Raw genomic sequence first — 14,655 nt, forward strand, 5'->3', positions numbered from 1 at the left:
ATCGCGTGCGCTCAGCGCAGGCGGGCGGTATCATCCCGCGCATGACACAGATGCAGACTCCCCCAAGCAATACCCCAGGCAACGGTCGCGCAGTCGTGATCGGTGCCGGCCCGGCCGGGCTGATGGCGGCCGAAGTGCTGGCCGCCCATGGCCTGGCCGTGGACGTCTATGACGCCATGCCCTCGGCCGGCCGCAAGTTCCTGCTGGCCGGGCGTGGCGGCATGAACATCACGCACTCCGAAGCGCAGCCCGACTTCCTGCCGCGCTACGGCAATCGCCGCGAGCAGGTCGCGCCCTTCGTGCGCCGCTTCGATGCGGATCGCCTGCGCCAGTGGATCCATGATCTCGGCATCGAGACCTTCGTCGGCAGTTCCGGCCGGGTCTTCCCGCGCGAGATGAAGGCTGCACCGCTGCTGCGCGCCTGGCTGCATCGCCTGCGCGAGTCCGGCGTGCGCCTGCACATGCGCCATCGCTGGCTGGGCTGGCAGGACGATGGCAGCCTGCACCTGGCCGGCCCCGAGGGCGACATCAGCGTGCGCGCCGACGCCGTGGTCCTGGCCCTGGGCGGAGCGAGCTGGCCGCGCCTGGGCTCGGACGGCAGCTGGGTGCCATTGCTGCGTGAACGCCAGGTCGAGGTCGCTGCGCTGCAGCCCTCCAACTGCGGCTTCGAACTGGACTGGAGCGAACACTTCCGCGAGCGCTTCGCCGGCCAACCGGTCAAGCCGGTGGTCGCCAGTACCGCGCTGCCCAGCGGCGGCGTACAGAATCGTCGCGGTGAATTCATCGTCACCGCACAAGGCATCGAAGGCAGCCTGGTCTATGCCATGTCGGCTGCCCTGCGCGAGACCATCGCCAGCACCGGATCGGCCCGCCTCTATCTGGACCTGCTGCCGGACTGGTCGCTGGAAAAGGTGGAAGCCGAGCTGGCCCATCCACGGGGCGCCCGCTCGCTGTCCAGCCACCTCCAGAGCCGCCTGCATCTCAAGGGCGTCAAGGCCGGCCTGTTGCGCGAACTGATGAGCAAGGAAGATTTCGCCGACATGGGCAAGCTGGCACGTGCCATCAAGGCACTGCCGCTGCCGGTGTTGCGACCGCGTCCGATCGAGGAAGCCATCAGCAGTGCCGGTGGCGTCAGCTTCGAGGCCCTGGACGACGCGCTGATGCTGCGCGCCCTGCCGGGTGTGTTCTGCGCCGGCGAAATGCTGGACTGGGAAGCGCCCACGGGCGGCTATCTGCTCACCGCCTGCTTCGCCACCGGCCATGCCGCCGGCCTTGGCGTGGTCCAATGGCTCAAGGACGAAGGCCGCCATGCCGGCCTGGCCACCCCCTCTACGGAAGGACAGAAGTGATCAACGAAGACCGCATCATCGACATCGAGATGAAGATCGCCCATCAGGAAGATCTGGTGGATGAGCTGAACCAGACCGTCTATCGCCAGCAGAAGAAGATCGAGGAACTGGAAATGCTGCTGCATGCCCTGGCTAAACGCTTCAAGGAAATGTCCGACAGCAGTCAGGATCGTGCGGCGGCCAATGAAAGGCCGCCGCATTACTGAACCATAGGCGACGGCACTGTCGCGGGATGGAAAATTCAGGGACGGACGTGGACAATCCGACATCGCTTGTGTCGGGACGGACGTGTAAAATCTTCCTTTTTGCCCCTGCCTCCGGAAGCCTATGTGGTTTAAGAATCTACAGATCTATCGTCTGCCCGCACCGTGGGCGATCAACGCCGACGAACTCGAATCCCACCTGGCACCGCAGGCCTTCACCGCCTGCTCCAGCCTGGACATGCAAAGCCAGGGCTGGGTCCCGCCGCGCAACAATGAAAAGCTGGTACATGTGGTGAACCGCCAGCTGTTGCTCAAGCTCGATACCGAAAAGAAACTGCTGCCCTCGACCGTCATCAACCAGGTCACCAAGGCCCGCGCCGCCGAGCTGGAAGAACAGCAGGGCTTCCCGCCCGGCCGCAAGCAGACCAAGGAATTGAAGGAGCAGGTCACCGATGAGCTGCTGCCGCGCGCCTTTTCCGTGGTGCGCAGCACCTGGGTGTGGATCGATCCGGTCAATGGCTGGCTGCTGGTCGATGCCGGCTCGCCCTCCAAGGCCGAGGAAGTCCTGAAACTGCTGTTCAAGGCCATTCCGAAGTTCCCGCTGGAAACGCTGCGCACCGTCATGTCGCCAGGCGCGGCGATGACCGACTGGCTGGTCAGCGATGAAGCCCCCAACGGCTTCACCGTGGACCAGGATACCGAACTGCGCTCCACCGCCGAGAGCAAGGCCACCGTGCGCTATGTCCGCCACGCACTGGAAGCGGAAGACATCCGCCGCCACATTGAGGCCGGCAAGCAGTGCACCCGCCTGGCCCTGACCTGGGCGGACAAGGTGTCCTTCGTGCTGACCGAGAACCTGTCGGTCAAGCGCATCGCGCCGCTGGACGTGCTCAAGGAAGACAGCGAAATCGCCGGCAAGAACGACGACGAACGCTTCGACGGCGATTTCATGCTGATGAGCGGCGAACTGGCCAAGCTGCTGGCCGCGCTGGTGGACGCCCTGGGCGGCCAGTTGAAGGAAAATGACGGTGCCCTGGCACAAGCGGCCTGAGCACTAAGGCCTGAGCTGCTGCAAGCAAGCCAATGAACAACGGGAGCCTCGGCTCCCGTTTTTTTATGTCCCTTGCCAGCACTGGCATCGCAGTGTCAACTGCCCGCTTCCACCAGCACGCTCTCCAGCGGCAGCATGGCGTGCTTGAGCGTGGCGGCCAGCCGCGCATTGGACACCCCGTCCCGGGCGCCCAACGCCAGTCCATTGAGGAAGCTGGTATAGAAATCGCCCAGCGCAGTCACGTCGGCATCGGCGCGAATCTCGCCATCGCGTTGCGCCTGTAGCAGGCGGGCGCGGATCTCGTTGCGGCGCTTGTGCCGGCGTTGCGACAGCGCATCACTGTGTTCGCTGTTCTCGGGGGCACAGTTGATGGCGGAAATCACCACCATGCAGCCTTTGCCAACCGGCAATCCTGGTAACTCGGATTTGCCGGAATACATGCGCACGCTGGCGCGCAGCATGGCCTGCAGATCTTCGCGTATGCCCTTTCCAGCCTGCAACAGGCGCAAGGGTTCGGCGCTGACCGTGCGCGAATAGACTTCCACCACCTCCCGGAACAAGGCATCCTTGTCGCCGAAGGCGGCGTACAGGCTCGGGGCCTTCACGCCGATGGCATCGGTCAGGTCGGCCATGGTGGTGCCTTCGTAACCCTTGTTCCAGAAGACTTGCATGGCCTGGCGCAATGCCTGATCGCGATCGAAACTGCGCGGGCGGCCGCGGGTTCTTATCATCGGTGTCCTTTGCGGGGTGTTACCCCAATCGGTAATGGATTCGTCAGGCAGTGTAGTTTATTTTAATCGGGGTTACAAAAATAATTGCAAACCCCTTGAATAATCCCGCAGTCGTTTCTATTATCTAATGCTCGTTACATAAATAAGCGTGTACCGAACAGGATTGGTGGTCCATGACCACCTGTTTCCCACCTCATCAGTCAAATAGGCACCCATCGAAAGGACATGCCATGAGCCGCAAGACCCGAATAGAAAACTACCGCAACATCGGTATCAGCGCCCACATCGACGCGGGCAAGACCACGACCACCGAGCGCATTCTTTTTTATACGGGTGTGAATCACAAGATCGGCGAAGTGCATAACGGTGCGGCCACCATGGACTGGATGGAGCAGGAGCAGGAACGCGGCATCACCATCACCTCGGCCGCCACCACCGCCTTCTGGAAGGGCATGGCCGGCAATTACCCCGAACACCGCATCAACATCATCGACACCCCGGGCCACGTGGACTTCACCATCGAGGTGGAGCGTTCCATGCGCGTGCTGGATGGCGCGGTGATGGTGTACGACTCGGTGGGTGGCGTGCAGCCGCAGTCCGAGACCGTCTGGCGCCAGGCCAACAAGTACAAGGTGCCGCGCATCGCCTTCGTCAACAAGATGGACCGCATCGGCGCAGACTTCTTCCGCGTGCAGCGTCAGATCGAGGAACGCCTGAAGGGCAAAGCCGTCCCCATCCAGATTCCGGTGGGCGCGGAAGACCACTTCTCGGGTGTGATCGACCTGGTCAAGATGAAGGCCATCATCTGGGACGAGGCCAGCCAGGGCGTGCTGTTCAAGTACGAAGACATCCCGCTGGAGCTGGAAGAGACCGCACGCGAATGGCGCGACCGCATGGTCGAGCAGGCCGCCGAGGCCAATGAGGAATTGCTGGAGAAATACCTCTCCGGCACGCCCCTGACCGAGGACGACATCAAGCGCGGCCTGCGCCTGCGCACGGTGGCCAACGAGATCGTGCCGATGCTGGCTGGCAGCGCCTTCAAGAACAAGGGCGTGCAGGCCATGCTGGATGCGGTGATCGACTACCTGCCCTCGCCCATCGACGTGCCGGCCATCGCCGGCCATGCCGAGGACGACAGCGAGATCGAGCGCCATCCGTCGGACGAGGAACCGTTCTCGGCCCTGGCCTTCAAGATCATGACCGACCCGTTCGTGGGGCAACTGACCTTCTTCCGCGTGTATTCCGGCCTCATCAACTCCGGCGACACGGTCTACAACCCGCTGAAGGGCAGGAAGGAACGCCTGGGCCGCATCCTGCAGATGCACGCCAACGAGCGCAAGGAGATCAAGGAAGTGTTCGCCGGCGATATCGCGGCGGCCGTCGGTCTGAAGGACGTGACCACCGGTGACACCCTGTCGGATCCGGAGCATCCGATCATCCTGGAACGCATGATCTTCCCGGAACCGGTGATCTCGCAGGCGGTGGAACCGAAGACCAAGGCCGACCAGGAAAAGATGGGCATTGCCCTGAACCGCCTGGCGCAGGAGGATCCGTCCTTCCGCGTGCATACCGACGAGGAATCGGGCCAGACCATCATGTCGGGCATGGGCGAGCTGCACCTGGAAATCCTGGTGGACCGCATGAAGCGCGAGTTCAACGTCGAAGCCACCGTCGGCAAGCCGCAGGTGGCCTACCGCGAAGCGATCCGCAAGGGCGTGGAAGACGTGGAAGGCAAGTTCGTCAAGCAGTCGGGCGGACGCGGTCAGTACGGCCATGTGGTGATCAAGCTGGAGCCGCAACCGGCCGGCAAGGGCTATGAATTCGTCGATGCCATCAAGGGTGGCGTGGTCCCGCGCGAATTCATCCCGGCGGTGGACAAGGGCATCCAGGAATCGCTCAAGGCGGGTGTGCTGGCGGGGTATCCGGTAGTGGACGTGAAGGCCACGCTGACCTTCGGGTCGTATCACGACGTGGACTCCAACGAAAACGCCTTCCGCATGGCGGGCTCGATGGCCTTCAAGGAGGCGATGAAGCGCGCCGGTCCCATGCTGCTGGAGCCGATGATGCAGGTCGAGGTCGAAACGCCCGAGGAATTCATGGGCAACGTGATGGGCGACCTGTCCTCGCGGCGCGGGATGGTGCAGGGCATGGAAGACATGGTCGGCGGCGGCAAGCTGGTGCGCGCCGAAGTCCCCCTGTCGGAAATGTTCGGCTACTCGACCACGCTGCGTTCGCTGTCGCAAGGTCGCGCCACCTACTCGATGGAGTTCAAGCACTATGCCGAGGCGCCACGGCAGGTGGTGGAGCAGTTGACCGGTAACAAGGCACGCGGCTGATTGCCTGGTCTGCGCAGGCCATCGGGGTTCTACGCCGGGTAGTCACAAAGCCGGGGCATCTTGCGATGTCCCGGCTTTATTTTTAGAGACGGCCAGTCAACGTGGCTGGTTGACCTTCTCCCTGGCCATCGACAGGGCAATCGCCGCCGCCACGACCAGGCTGGCCGAGATCACATACAGGCCATTGTTGGTGCTGTGCGTGACATCCTTGATCCAGCCGACGATGAAGGGGCTGACAAAACCCGCCAGGTTGCCCACCGAGTTGATGACTGCGATCCCTGCGGCGGCAGCGGCACCGCGCAGGAAGGCCGGTGGCAGACACCAGAACTGCGCCAGGCCGGTAATGATGCCCATGGTCGCCAGCGTCAGCGTGGCCACGGCCACCAGCGGCGTCTGCGGCAGCAGGGTACTGGCAATCAGGCCGACCATCCCCAACAGCGCCGGCAGGGCGACGTGCCGGCGGCGTTCACCGGTGCGATCGGAATGCGTGCTGGTCCAGATCATTGCCAGGGTGGCCGCAGCATAGGGGATGGCGACCAGCCAGCCGATGGTTTCGGGGCTGCTCACACCGGAGGCTTTGATCAACGTCGGCAACCAGAAGCCGATGCCATACAGGCCCATGATGAAACCGAAGTAGGCAGCCGACAGCACCCACACCATCGGATGGCGGAATCCACCCAGCATCGAATGCTCGCTGACCTTGGCGTCGTCGGCGTCGATATTGGCCTGCAGCAGGCGCTTCTCGTCATCGTTGAGCCAGGAAGCCTTGTTGATCCCGTCGTCCAGGTATTTGAGCACCATCACACCCAGCAGCAGCGAAGGCAAGGCTTCGATCAGGAACAGCCACTTCCATCCCGCCATGCCATGCGCACCATCGAAGGTCGCCAGGATCCAGCCCGACAGCGGACCGCCCAGTACCCCGGCCATGGGGATGCCGGTCATGAACAGCGACGTCACCTTGGAGCGTCGGGCCGAGGGATACCAGTAGGTCAGGTAGAGGATGATGCCAGGGAAGAAGCCGGCCTCGGCCACGCCCAGGAAGAAGCGCATGATGTAGAAGACGGTAGGCGTCTGCACGAACATCATGGCGCCGGAGATGATGCCCCAGCTGAACATGATGCGGGCAATCCAGCGACGCGCGCCGAAGCGATGCAGCATCAGGTTGCTGGGTACTTCGAAGATGAAATACCCGAGGAAGAAGATACCGGCGCCCAGGCCGTACACGGCCTCGGAAAACTGCAGTTCATTCAGCATCTGCAGCTTGGCGAAACCGACGTTGACGCGGTCGAGATAGGCGACCACGTAGCAGATGAAGAGGAAGGGAATCAGGCGCCAGGTGACTTTGGCATAGAGCCGCTCTTCGGCGGCCGGCGCAAGCCCGGCCTGGCCGGTGGCGATAGTGGTGGTCATGGGGTCTCCGTTGTGATGGGGTACTGCTGGCCGGCCGCCTCTGCGGGGGCTCGGCCGCTATTGCCGGCTCAGGTGAACATGTCGGGTTGGGTCGCCACCAGGTCGTCGTAGATGGGCTGGAAGTGTAACCAGCCGATATAGTCGCTCCCGACGTGCTCGCGGCTGTAGCGGGCCTTGTCTTCGGGCACCAGGCGCGGCGTCTGGCCGCTGGCGGCGATGAGCAACTGCTGTTTGCAGCAGCGTTCCAGGGCGATGAACCAGAAGGCGGCCGATTCGATGCTGTGGCGGCTGGCGGTCAACAGCCCGTGGTTCTGATGGATGGCCGCCTTCACGCCGGCAAAGGCATTGGCCACGCGATGCCCGGCCTTGACCTCGACGGCGACCTGGCCGGCCTCGTCGCCGATGACCACATGGTCTTCGAAGAAGGCGGCGGCATCCTGGCTGATCGGCAACAGCGGCTGGCCCAGCGTGGAGAAAGCGGTGCCGTATTCGGTATGGGCATGGCACATGGCGACGATCTCGGGATGCGCTTCGTGCACGGCCGCATGCAACACGAAACCGGCGCGGTTGACAGCATAGTCACCTTCGACCACGCGACCTTCGTGATCCACCAGGATCAGGTTGGACATACGCACCTGATTGAAATGCACGGCCATCGGATTGGTCCAGTACAGGTGGGGACGTTCCGGGTCACGCACCGTCAGGTGGCCGGCAAAGCCATAGTCGAAGCCTTGCTGGCCGAAGGCGCGGCAGGCCGCGACCAGGCGCTTCTTGAGGTAGAGGCGATGCTCGTCGAAGCTCTTGAACTCGGGAATCTCGGGGAACCTCAGGCCCAGTTGCTCGGGCTGGTAGACAGATGTGCGTTTGACGGTGTCGAGCATGATGCGGTCTCCTGTTATCGGGAATGAAGGGGCGCAGGTAGTCTTCCTGACGGCTGGCTGCCATGGTGGCAGTACGCCCGCGCGTTGACAAAAGACCTCTTTTCACCGATTGTTGAATCCGGCTCAACCATAAGCCGATCCGCCGCACACTCCACCCTGCCAGCCATCCGCCATGCGCAAACTGCCCTCCTTCTTCTCGCTACGTGCCTTCGAGGCTGCTGCCCGGCTGGGCAGTTTCACACTGGCGGCACAGGAGCTGCACCTGACCACCTCGGCCATCAGCCACCAGGTGCGCTCGCTCGAGGAGTGGTGCGGCAAGGAGTTGTTCATCCGCCAGACCCGGCGGGTGACGCTGACCCTCCAGGGTCAGCTGTTTCTGGGCAAGCTCTCCCCGGCCTTCGATGCGATCGAAGACGCCTGTGCGGTGTTCCGCCAGGCCGATGAGCGGGCCGTGCTGGCGGTGCATTGCGCGCCCAGCTTTGCCAGCAAGTGGTTGAGTCCGCGCCTGGGGCAGTTCATGCAGGCGCATCCGGCGATCACCCTGCAGATGTCCACCAGCGCCGAGCCCATCGACCTGCAGCGCGATGCCGCCATCGATATCGACATTGCCTACGGCGCCCCGCCGCACCGCGATGGCGTCCTCGTCGAAGCACTGGGCATGGAACCGACCGTACCGCTGTGCTCTCCGGCTCTGCTGCAGCGTCATGCCATCCGGGGGCCGCTGGATCTGCTGGAACTCACCCTGATCGAATCCAAGCTCAATCCGGTGCGCTGGAAGGACTGGTTCGACCTGCACGGCGTACGCCTGCCGCCGCGCGCCCATCCCTCCTTTGACCGTGGCTCGCTGGCAGTAGCCGCCGCCGTCGATGGCCTGGGCGTGGCGCTGGAGACGGCGCGCTTCGCCGAGACCGAACTGGCGCGCGGAGACCTGGTGCGGCTGGACGAGAATGTCTTCAAGTCCATCCAGAAGGAAATGCACTTCCTGTGCTATCGCCGGGGAGACGCCGGCATGCGGGCGGTGAAGGCATTCAGGGAATGGATACGTACGGCTGCGGGCTAAACCCAGCGAAGACCACGTGCAACGCGACTAGTCCGCTTGTTTATACAAGCGCATAACAAACAAAAACGCCCCGTTCTTGCGAACGAGGCGTTTTATCTGGCACAGCGGCAGGGGCTCTCCTACACACGCGCAAGCCGCGGAATCGCTTGCAAGCGATTCCCTTCTCGCCCCGCCGGGAGCCGCGCAGGCGGCTCCCTCCACTCCGCTGGTTTTTGCTGCGCAAAAACAAAAACGCCCCGTTCTTGCGAACGGGGCGTTTTATTTGGCGGAGCGGACGGGGCTCGAACCCGCGACCCCCGGCGTGACAGGCCGGTATTCTAACCAACTGAACTACCACTCCTAAAACCGTTTCAGCTGTCTTTGCTTGCTGAAAGAACGCTATTATAGGAGAGCTTTTTTCAAAAAGCTAGCCCCTCTTCATAAAATTGCGAAATATTTTACGGTCAGGCTCACGCCTTGAATTTGCCTTCGAATGCCAGCTTCGACAGCGGTTCGCGCGGGCTGGGGACTTCACGGGCTTGCAGGCCTTCCGGCAGGACGGACTTGTCGCCCAGCTTGCCGATGACGACCATGGCTTCCACCGAGAATTCGGCCGGTACGTTCAGTTCGGTACGGGCCTTGTCCTTGTCGAAACCGGCCATGCCGTGGGCATGCCAGCCGGACAGCGAGGCTTGCAGGGCCAGGTAGCCCCAGGCCGAGCCGGTGTCGAAGGAGTGGGTCGGGGCCGGGACGACTTCGGTCGCGCCAGGGGGCAGCATGACGGTACGCGACAGCACAACGATCAGGACCGACGCGTTGGCGCACCAGGATCGGTTGAATTCGTTGAGCAGGCCCAGCAGGCTGTCCCATGCAGGGGTGCCGCGACGGGCGTAGACGAAGCGCCAGGGCTGGGCATTGTAGGCGGAGGGCGCCCAGCGGGCGGCTTCCAGGAAGGTCAGTACGGTTTCTTCGGCAATCTCGGCGCCGTTGTAGGCGCGGGGGGACCAGCGGTTCAGGAATTGCGGATCGATGGGGTAGTCGGCGTTGCGCGGATTGGCGGACATGCTCTTTTCCTGTGAAGTTGTTTTTGAGGGATGAATTCAGGCAGCAGGCATATTAGCAGCGCCGCCTTTTTCGTGCAGGGCAGCAAAGGGTGCGGCGGCTGCACGGCCGCGCCAGCCATAAAAAAACCCGCGCACCTTGCGGCGGCGGGTTAAATCCAATTCTCAGGGGTGATGAATTGGAGGGGGAGGAACTTCAGAATAACGATGCTCTCTTCCCGCCTCCAAGCTTTTTACACGCTGTAACATTCGTTGCAATTCTGCAGTGGACTGTGGGGAATCTGTCAGGAATGGCATCCGCGCCATCCCTGTCCCCATCGGAGCCACACTTACTTGCCGATACAGAAGCGCGAGAAGATCACGCCCAGCAGGTCATCCGGCGTGAACTTGCCGGTGATGCTGGACAGGCGCTCCTGCGCCAGCCGCAACTCTTCGGCGAACAGGTCCAGCGCGTGTTCGCCGGCCTCGTTGTCCAGCGCCGCATGGGCTGCTGCCTGGGCCAGGTGCTCATCGGCCGCCTTCAAGGCCAGCAGGTGGCGCTCACGTGCCAGGTAGCGCGATTCCACCGTCTGCTGCCAGCCGGCGATGCGCAGCAGTTCTCCACGCAGCAACTCCACGCCCTGCCCTTCGGCCGCCGACAGGTAGACATGGGTGGCGTCGGGCATCTGGTCCACCGCCGGCTTGTGGCCGGAACGGTCGATCTTGTTCCAGATGCGGATGATCGGCACGCCCTCGGGGAAACGGGCGGTGATATTTTCGTCTTCCAGGGTCGGTCCACGGTCGGCATCCAGCATGTGCAGGATGACATCGGCCTTGGCCACCTCGGCCCAGGTGCGTTCGATGCCGATGCGCTCGACCTCGTCGGGGCCGCTGCCATCGGCGCCAGCCTCGCGGATGCCGGCGGTGTCGATGATGTTCAGCGGCATGCCTTCGATCTGGATGGTCTGGGTGACCTTGTCGCGGGTGGTACCGGCGATGGGGGTGACGATGGCCACGTCCGAACCGGCCAGGACATTGAGCAGCGAGGATTTGCCGACATTGGGCTTGCCCGCCAGCACGGCGTTCAGACCATCGCGCAGCAGGGCGCCCTGGGCGGCATGGCGGAAGACATCTTCCAGCGTGCTGCGGATGGTGGCCAGTTGACCACGCGCATCACTCTGCTTGAGGAAGTCGATCTCTTCCTCGGGGAAGTCCAGCGTGGCCTCCACCAGCATGCGCAGCCGGGTGACCTGATCGACCAGCTCATGGATCACCTTGGAAAAAGCGCCGGAGAGCGACTCCGAGGCCGACTTGGCGGCTGCCTCGGTGGTGGCTTCGATCAGGTCGGCCACGGCCTCGGCCTGGGCCAGGTCGATCTTGTCGTTGAGGAAGGCGCGCTGGGTGAATTCACCCGGTTCGGCCAGGCGCAGGCCGATCTCGGCGCCGGCCTGGACACAGCGTGCCAGCAACATCTGCATTACCACCGGGCCGCCATGGCCCTGCAGTTCGAGCACGTCTTCGCCGGTGTAGGAATGCGGGCCCGGGAAATGGATCGCCAGACCCTGATCGATGGCGCTGCCGTCCTCGTTGAGGAAAGGCAGGTAGGTGGCGTGGCGCGGCGCCAGGCTGTCGCGTCCGCATACCGCGCGGATCACCGGTGCCAGGTTCTTGCCGGAAATGCGGACCACACCGATACCGCCGCGTCCGGGTGCGGTGGCGATGGCGGCAATGGGAGAAGAATCGAAAGTCATCTGCGTCTACTTGTTGTTGTGTGATCAAAACACGCCGGATCCCCCCTTCGGGCCGGCGGCAGGGTCAATGTTAAACCCGACGGGAGCGTAGGACCGAAAAAAAACCCGTGGATTCCACGGGTTTTTTCTTCGATGACGACAGGGACCGGCTTACTTGGTCTTGCCGCTCTCGATATTGCGGGTGATCACCCATTGCTGCGCGATCGACAGGATGTTGTTGGTCACCCAGTACAGCACCAGGCCGGACGGGAAGAAGAAGAACATGAACGAGAACACCAGCGGCATGAACATCATCACCTTGGCCTGCACCGGATCCGGCGGGGTCGGGTTCAGCTTGGTCTGCAGGAACATCGAGGCAGCCATGATGATGGGCAGCAGGCCGATGGGCATGTTGAAGTAGGGGATGGTGCCGAACAGACGGTCCGGTGCGGTCAGGTCATGCACCCAGCCCAGCCAAGGCGCACCGCGCATTTCCACCGATGCCAGCAGCACCGAGTACAGCGCGATGAACACCGGGATCTGGATCACGATGGGCAGGCAGCCACCCAGCGGGTTGATCTTCTCGGTCTTGTAGAGCGCCATCATCTCGCGGTTCATGGCCTGCGGATCACCCTTGTGGCGTTCGCGGATGGATTGCATCTTGGGCGAGACCGCCTTCATCTTGGCCATGCTGCGATAGCTGGCAGCCGACAGCGGGAAGAACACCAGCTTGATCAGCACCGTCAGCAGGATGATGGTCCAGCCCCAGTTACCCACCAGGTTGTGGATGTGGGTCATCAGCCAGAAGATGGGCTCGGCGATCACGGTCAGGTGACCGTAGTCACGCACCAGGTCCAGGCCCGGGGCGATGGCCTGCAGGGTCTTGGAGACGGTGGGGCCGGAATACAGCTGGCTGTCCATGGTCACGCTGGCGTTGGGCGCCACGGTACCCAGCGGCAGGATGGAACCGACCGCATACAGGTTGTCGCCAACCTTTTTGCTGAAGACGTCGCGCTGGGCCTTCTCCGGCGGGATGAAGGCCGAGACGAAGTAGTGCTGCACCATCGCGATCCAGCCGTTGTCGGCCTTGTTCACGTGCTGCTGCTTGCCGTTGGCGATCTTCTCGAAGTCCAGCTTTTCGAAGTGTTCGCTGTCGCTGTAGACGGCCGGGCCGGTGAAGGTGCTGTAGAAGTGCGATTCGCCGCCCGGCTTGTTGCCGTCGCGCACCAGCTGCAGGTACAGCGAGGGATTGATGGCCGCGCCGGTGGCGTTGGTCACCGTGTGCTTGACGTCGATCAGGTAGCTGTCGCGCTTGAAGGTGTAGGTCTTGGTCAGCTTCACGCCACCCTGGTCGGCCACCAGCACCAGTTGCACTTCATTGCCGTTGTCCAGCGAACGCGGACCCGGCTGGGCGGTGAAGATGGTCTTGTGGTTGGGGAAGGGGCCGCCGATCAGGCCCGACTCGGCCAGGTACATATGGCCGGGCTCGGAATCGAAGAGCACCACGTTCTTGGTCGGATCGACCACGTCCGGCTGCTTGAGCAGTTCCAGGCGCTTCAGTTCGCCACCGACGGTGTCGATGCTGGCCTTCACCAGATCGGTCGTGATGGTGATAGTTTCGCCCTTGGTCGCCACGGCATTGCCGTCCGCGCCCGGCACTGCGCCAGGGGTACCGGCAGCAGCCGGAGCCGGCGTACCTGCCTGCGGGACAGGCGAACCGGTCGGGCTGGCGGTGGGTGCGGCCGGATTGGCGGCGGCTTGCTCCTGAGTCGGGGTGGCCGACGGGAAGAACATCGACTGATGTCCGTTATGGCGCATCCAGCTATCCCAGAGCAGCAGCAGGGAGAAGGAGAATACAACCCACAGGACGGTACGTTTGATATCCATATGCGTATTGATGAGTTCAGGAGTGGCTGCAACCGTCAGCGGCCACAGGGGGAGAAACCCGCGCAGCCGGGGGCTGCGACGAAGTATTCGGAAAATCGGGAGAAGACGCGGAAGACTGGCTCATCGCATGCACCCGCGCTTCGGCCGAACCCGGCACGAAATCCAGTCCGCCGGCATGCCAGGGATGGCATTTGCACAGGCGCTTGCCGGCCAGGAAGCTACCCTTGAGCGCGCCATGTACGCGCACCGCCTCGGCGGCATAGTCGGAACAGCTGGGATAGAAACGGCAATTCTGCCCCAGGAACGGGCTTACTCCCAGCTTGTAGGCACGTAACAGCAGGAGCAAAGGCGTTTTCATCACTTCCTATTTCCTGGCAAATGCCGGCGCGTTCGGCAAGAAGGCGAACAACTGCAGCAACTCGGCCCGCAGCATGGCCTTGACGCTGGCGCTGCGTGCCGGATCCTTGCGTGTATTGACCGGGCGCGACAGGCGCACGATGCAATCCACGGCGGGCAATTCGGCCTGGCGGAACAGCTCGCGCGTGGCACGCTTGATCGTATTGCGGGTCACGGCACGCGGCGCGAGCCGCTTGGCCGCAACCACGCCAAGGCGGGCCTGCGGCAGGCTGTTACGGCGCGCATACAACACGAAGTGCTCGGTACGATACACGGGGCGCAAACGAAAAACGGATGAAAACTCATCCGTTTTAACGATTCGCCGATCGCGTGGGAAGTCGCCTGCTTGACGTGCTGGAAGCGGTGAGCGGACGTCCGTCACTCGAAACGGCAGCGCAATGCCCTGGCTTAAACAGCAGCCAGACGCTTGCGGCCCTTGGCGCGACGGGCGTTGATCACGGCACGGCCGCCACGGGTTGCCATACGGGCACGGAAACCATGGGTACGCTTGCGACGCACGACGGAAGGTTGGTAAGTACGTTTCATGTTGGACTCGCTAAGTTGGGCTGCCTTGGAGCAAACAGCAAAAATAAATCGGAATT

Annotated in this window: 14 protein-coding genes and 1 tRNA gene; 5 read left to right on the forward strand and 10 right to left on the reverse strand. The window is 63.0% G+C overall.

Going from position 1 to position 14,655, the window contains the following annotated elements; genetic code table 11:
• The first annotated feature begins 50 nt into the window (after positions 1–50).
• The 3 genes from BTM36_RS10470 to BTM36_RS10480 all read left to right on the forward strand — a co-directional run bounded on the left by BTM36_RS10470 (position 51) and on the right by BTM36_RS10480 (position 2,603).
• Entirely contained in the window at positions 51–1,349 is a 1,299-nt protein-coding gene (locus BTM36_RS10470) for a TIGR03862 family flavoprotein (protein ID WP_077236297.1), read from the forward strand.
• Positions 1,346–1,555: a SlyX family protein gene (locus BTM36_RS10475; RefSeq protein ID WP_006461382.1), complete on the forward strand. Its 210-nt coding sequence runs from the start codon at positions 1,346–1,348 to the stop codon at positions 1,553–1,555. The genes BTM36_RS10470 and BTM36_RS10475 overlap by 4 nt, the downstream gene beginning before the upstream one ends.
• Positions 1,556–1,676: 121 nt before the next feature.
• Complete coding sequence (locus tag BTM36_RS10480) at positions 1,677–2,603, forward strand: recombination-associated protein RdgC (RefSeq protein WP_077236221.1); 927 nt, start codon at positions 1,677–1,679, stop codon at positions 2,601–2,603.
• 95 nt (positions 2,604–2,698) lie between these two features.
• On the opposite strand, the gene BTM36_RS10485 is transcribed toward BTM36_RS10480, so the two are convergent.
• Positions 2,699–3,334: a TetR/AcrR family transcriptional regulator gene (locus BTM36_RS10485; protein ID WP_006461380.1), complete on the reverse strand. Its 636-nt coding sequence runs from the start codon at positions 3,332–3,334 to the stop codon at positions 2,699–2,701.
• A 230-nt stretch (positions 3,335–3,564) separates the two neighbouring features.
• Here BTM36_RS10485 and fusA point away from each other — a divergent pair, with 230 nt between their 5' ends.
• The gene (gene fusA, locus BTM36_RS10490; RefSeq protein WP_006461379.1) at positions 3,565–5,670 is read left to right on the forward strand and encodes an elongation factor G; all 2,106 of its coding nucleotides are present in this window, start codon (positions 3,565–3,567) and stop codon (positions 5,668–5,670) included.
• A 96-nt stretch (positions 5,671–5,766) separates the two neighbouring features.
• On the opposite strand, the gene BTM36_RS10495 is transcribed toward fusA, so the two are convergent.
• Positions 5,767–7,080 (reverse strand): MFS transporter, encoded by a 1,314-nt coding sequence (locus BTM36_RS10495; protein WP_077236223.1) that lies wholly within the window; start codon positions 7,078–7,080, stop codon positions 5,767–5,769.
• A gap of 68 nt (positions 7,081–7,148) precedes the next feature.
• Complete coding sequence (locus BTM36_RS10500; RefSeq protein ID WP_077236224.1) at positions 7,149–7,961, reverse strand: class II aldolase/adducin family protein; 813 nt, start codon at positions 7,959–7,961, stop codon at positions 7,149–7,151.
• A gap of 172 nt (positions 7,962–8,133) precedes the next feature.
• Between BTM36_RS10500 and BTM36_RS10505 the strand changes: the two genes are divergently transcribed.
• Positions 8,134–9,021: a LysR substrate-binding domain-containing protein gene (locus BTM36_RS10505; protein WP_077236225.1), complete on the forward strand. Its 888-nt coding sequence runs from the start codon at positions 8,134–8,136 to the stop codon at positions 9,019–9,021.
• A 263-nt stretch (positions 9,022–9,284) separates the two neighbouring features.
• Here BTM36_RS10505 and BTM36_RS10510 read toward each other — a convergent pair.
• The 7 genes from BTM36_RS10510 to rpmH all read right to left on the reverse strand — a co-directional run bounded on the left by BTM36_RS10510 (position 9,285) and on the right by rpmH (position 14,599).
• Positions 9,285–9,361, reverse strand: a tRNA-Asp gene (locus BTM36_RS10510).
• A 109-nt stretch (positions 9,362–9,470) separates the two neighbouring features.
• Positions 9,471–10,064, reverse strand: coding sequence for a nitroreductase family protein (locus tag BTM36_RS10515; protein WP_077236226.1), 594 nt, complete (start codon positions 10,062–10,064; stop codon positions 9,471–9,473).
• Between the two features lie 326 nt (positions 10,065–10,390).
• Positions 10,391–11,791, reverse strand: a complete 1,401-nt coding sequence (mnmE, locus tag BTM36_RS10520; RefSeq protein WP_006461364.1) for a tRNA uridine-5-carboxymethylaminomethyl(34) synthesis GTPase MnmE — start codon at positions 11,789–11,791, stop codon at positions 10,391–10,393.
• A 150-nt stretch (positions 11,792–11,941) separates the two neighbouring features.
• Positions 11,942–13,657 (reverse strand): membrane protein insertase YidC, encoded by a 1,716-nt coding sequence (yidC, locus tag BTM36_RS10525; RefSeq protein ID WP_006461363.1) that lies wholly within the window; start codon positions 13,655–13,657, stop codon positions 11,942–11,944.
• 16 nt (positions 13,658–13,673) lie between these two features.
• Positions 13,674–14,015 (reverse strand): membrane protein insertion efficiency factor YidD, encoded by a 342-nt coding sequence (gene yidD, locus BTM36_RS10530; protein WP_077236227.1) that lies wholly within the window; start codon positions 14,013–14,015, stop codon positions 13,674–13,676.
• 6 nt (positions 14,016–14,021) lie between these two features.
• Positions 14,022–14,435 (reverse strand): ribonuclease P protein component, encoded by a 414-nt coding sequence (rnpA, locus tag BTM36_RS10535; protein WP_077236229.1) that lies wholly within the window; start codon positions 14,433–14,435, stop codon positions 14,022–14,024.
• 26 nt (positions 14,436–14,461) lie between these two features.
• Positions 14,462–14,599: a 50S ribosomal protein L34 gene (gene rpmH, locus BTM36_RS10540; protein WP_006461360.1), complete on the reverse strand. Its 138-nt coding sequence runs from the start codon at positions 14,597–14,599 to the stop codon at positions 14,462–14,464.
• Between the last annotated feature and the right edge of the window lie 56 nt (positions 14,600–14,655).

This window comes from Herbaspirillum sp. VT-16-41, from assembly GCF_001994935.1.
Lineage (GTDB): Bacteria > Pseudomonadota > Gammaproteobacteria > Burkholderiales > Burkholderiaceae_D > Herbaspirillum > Herbaspirillum frisingense.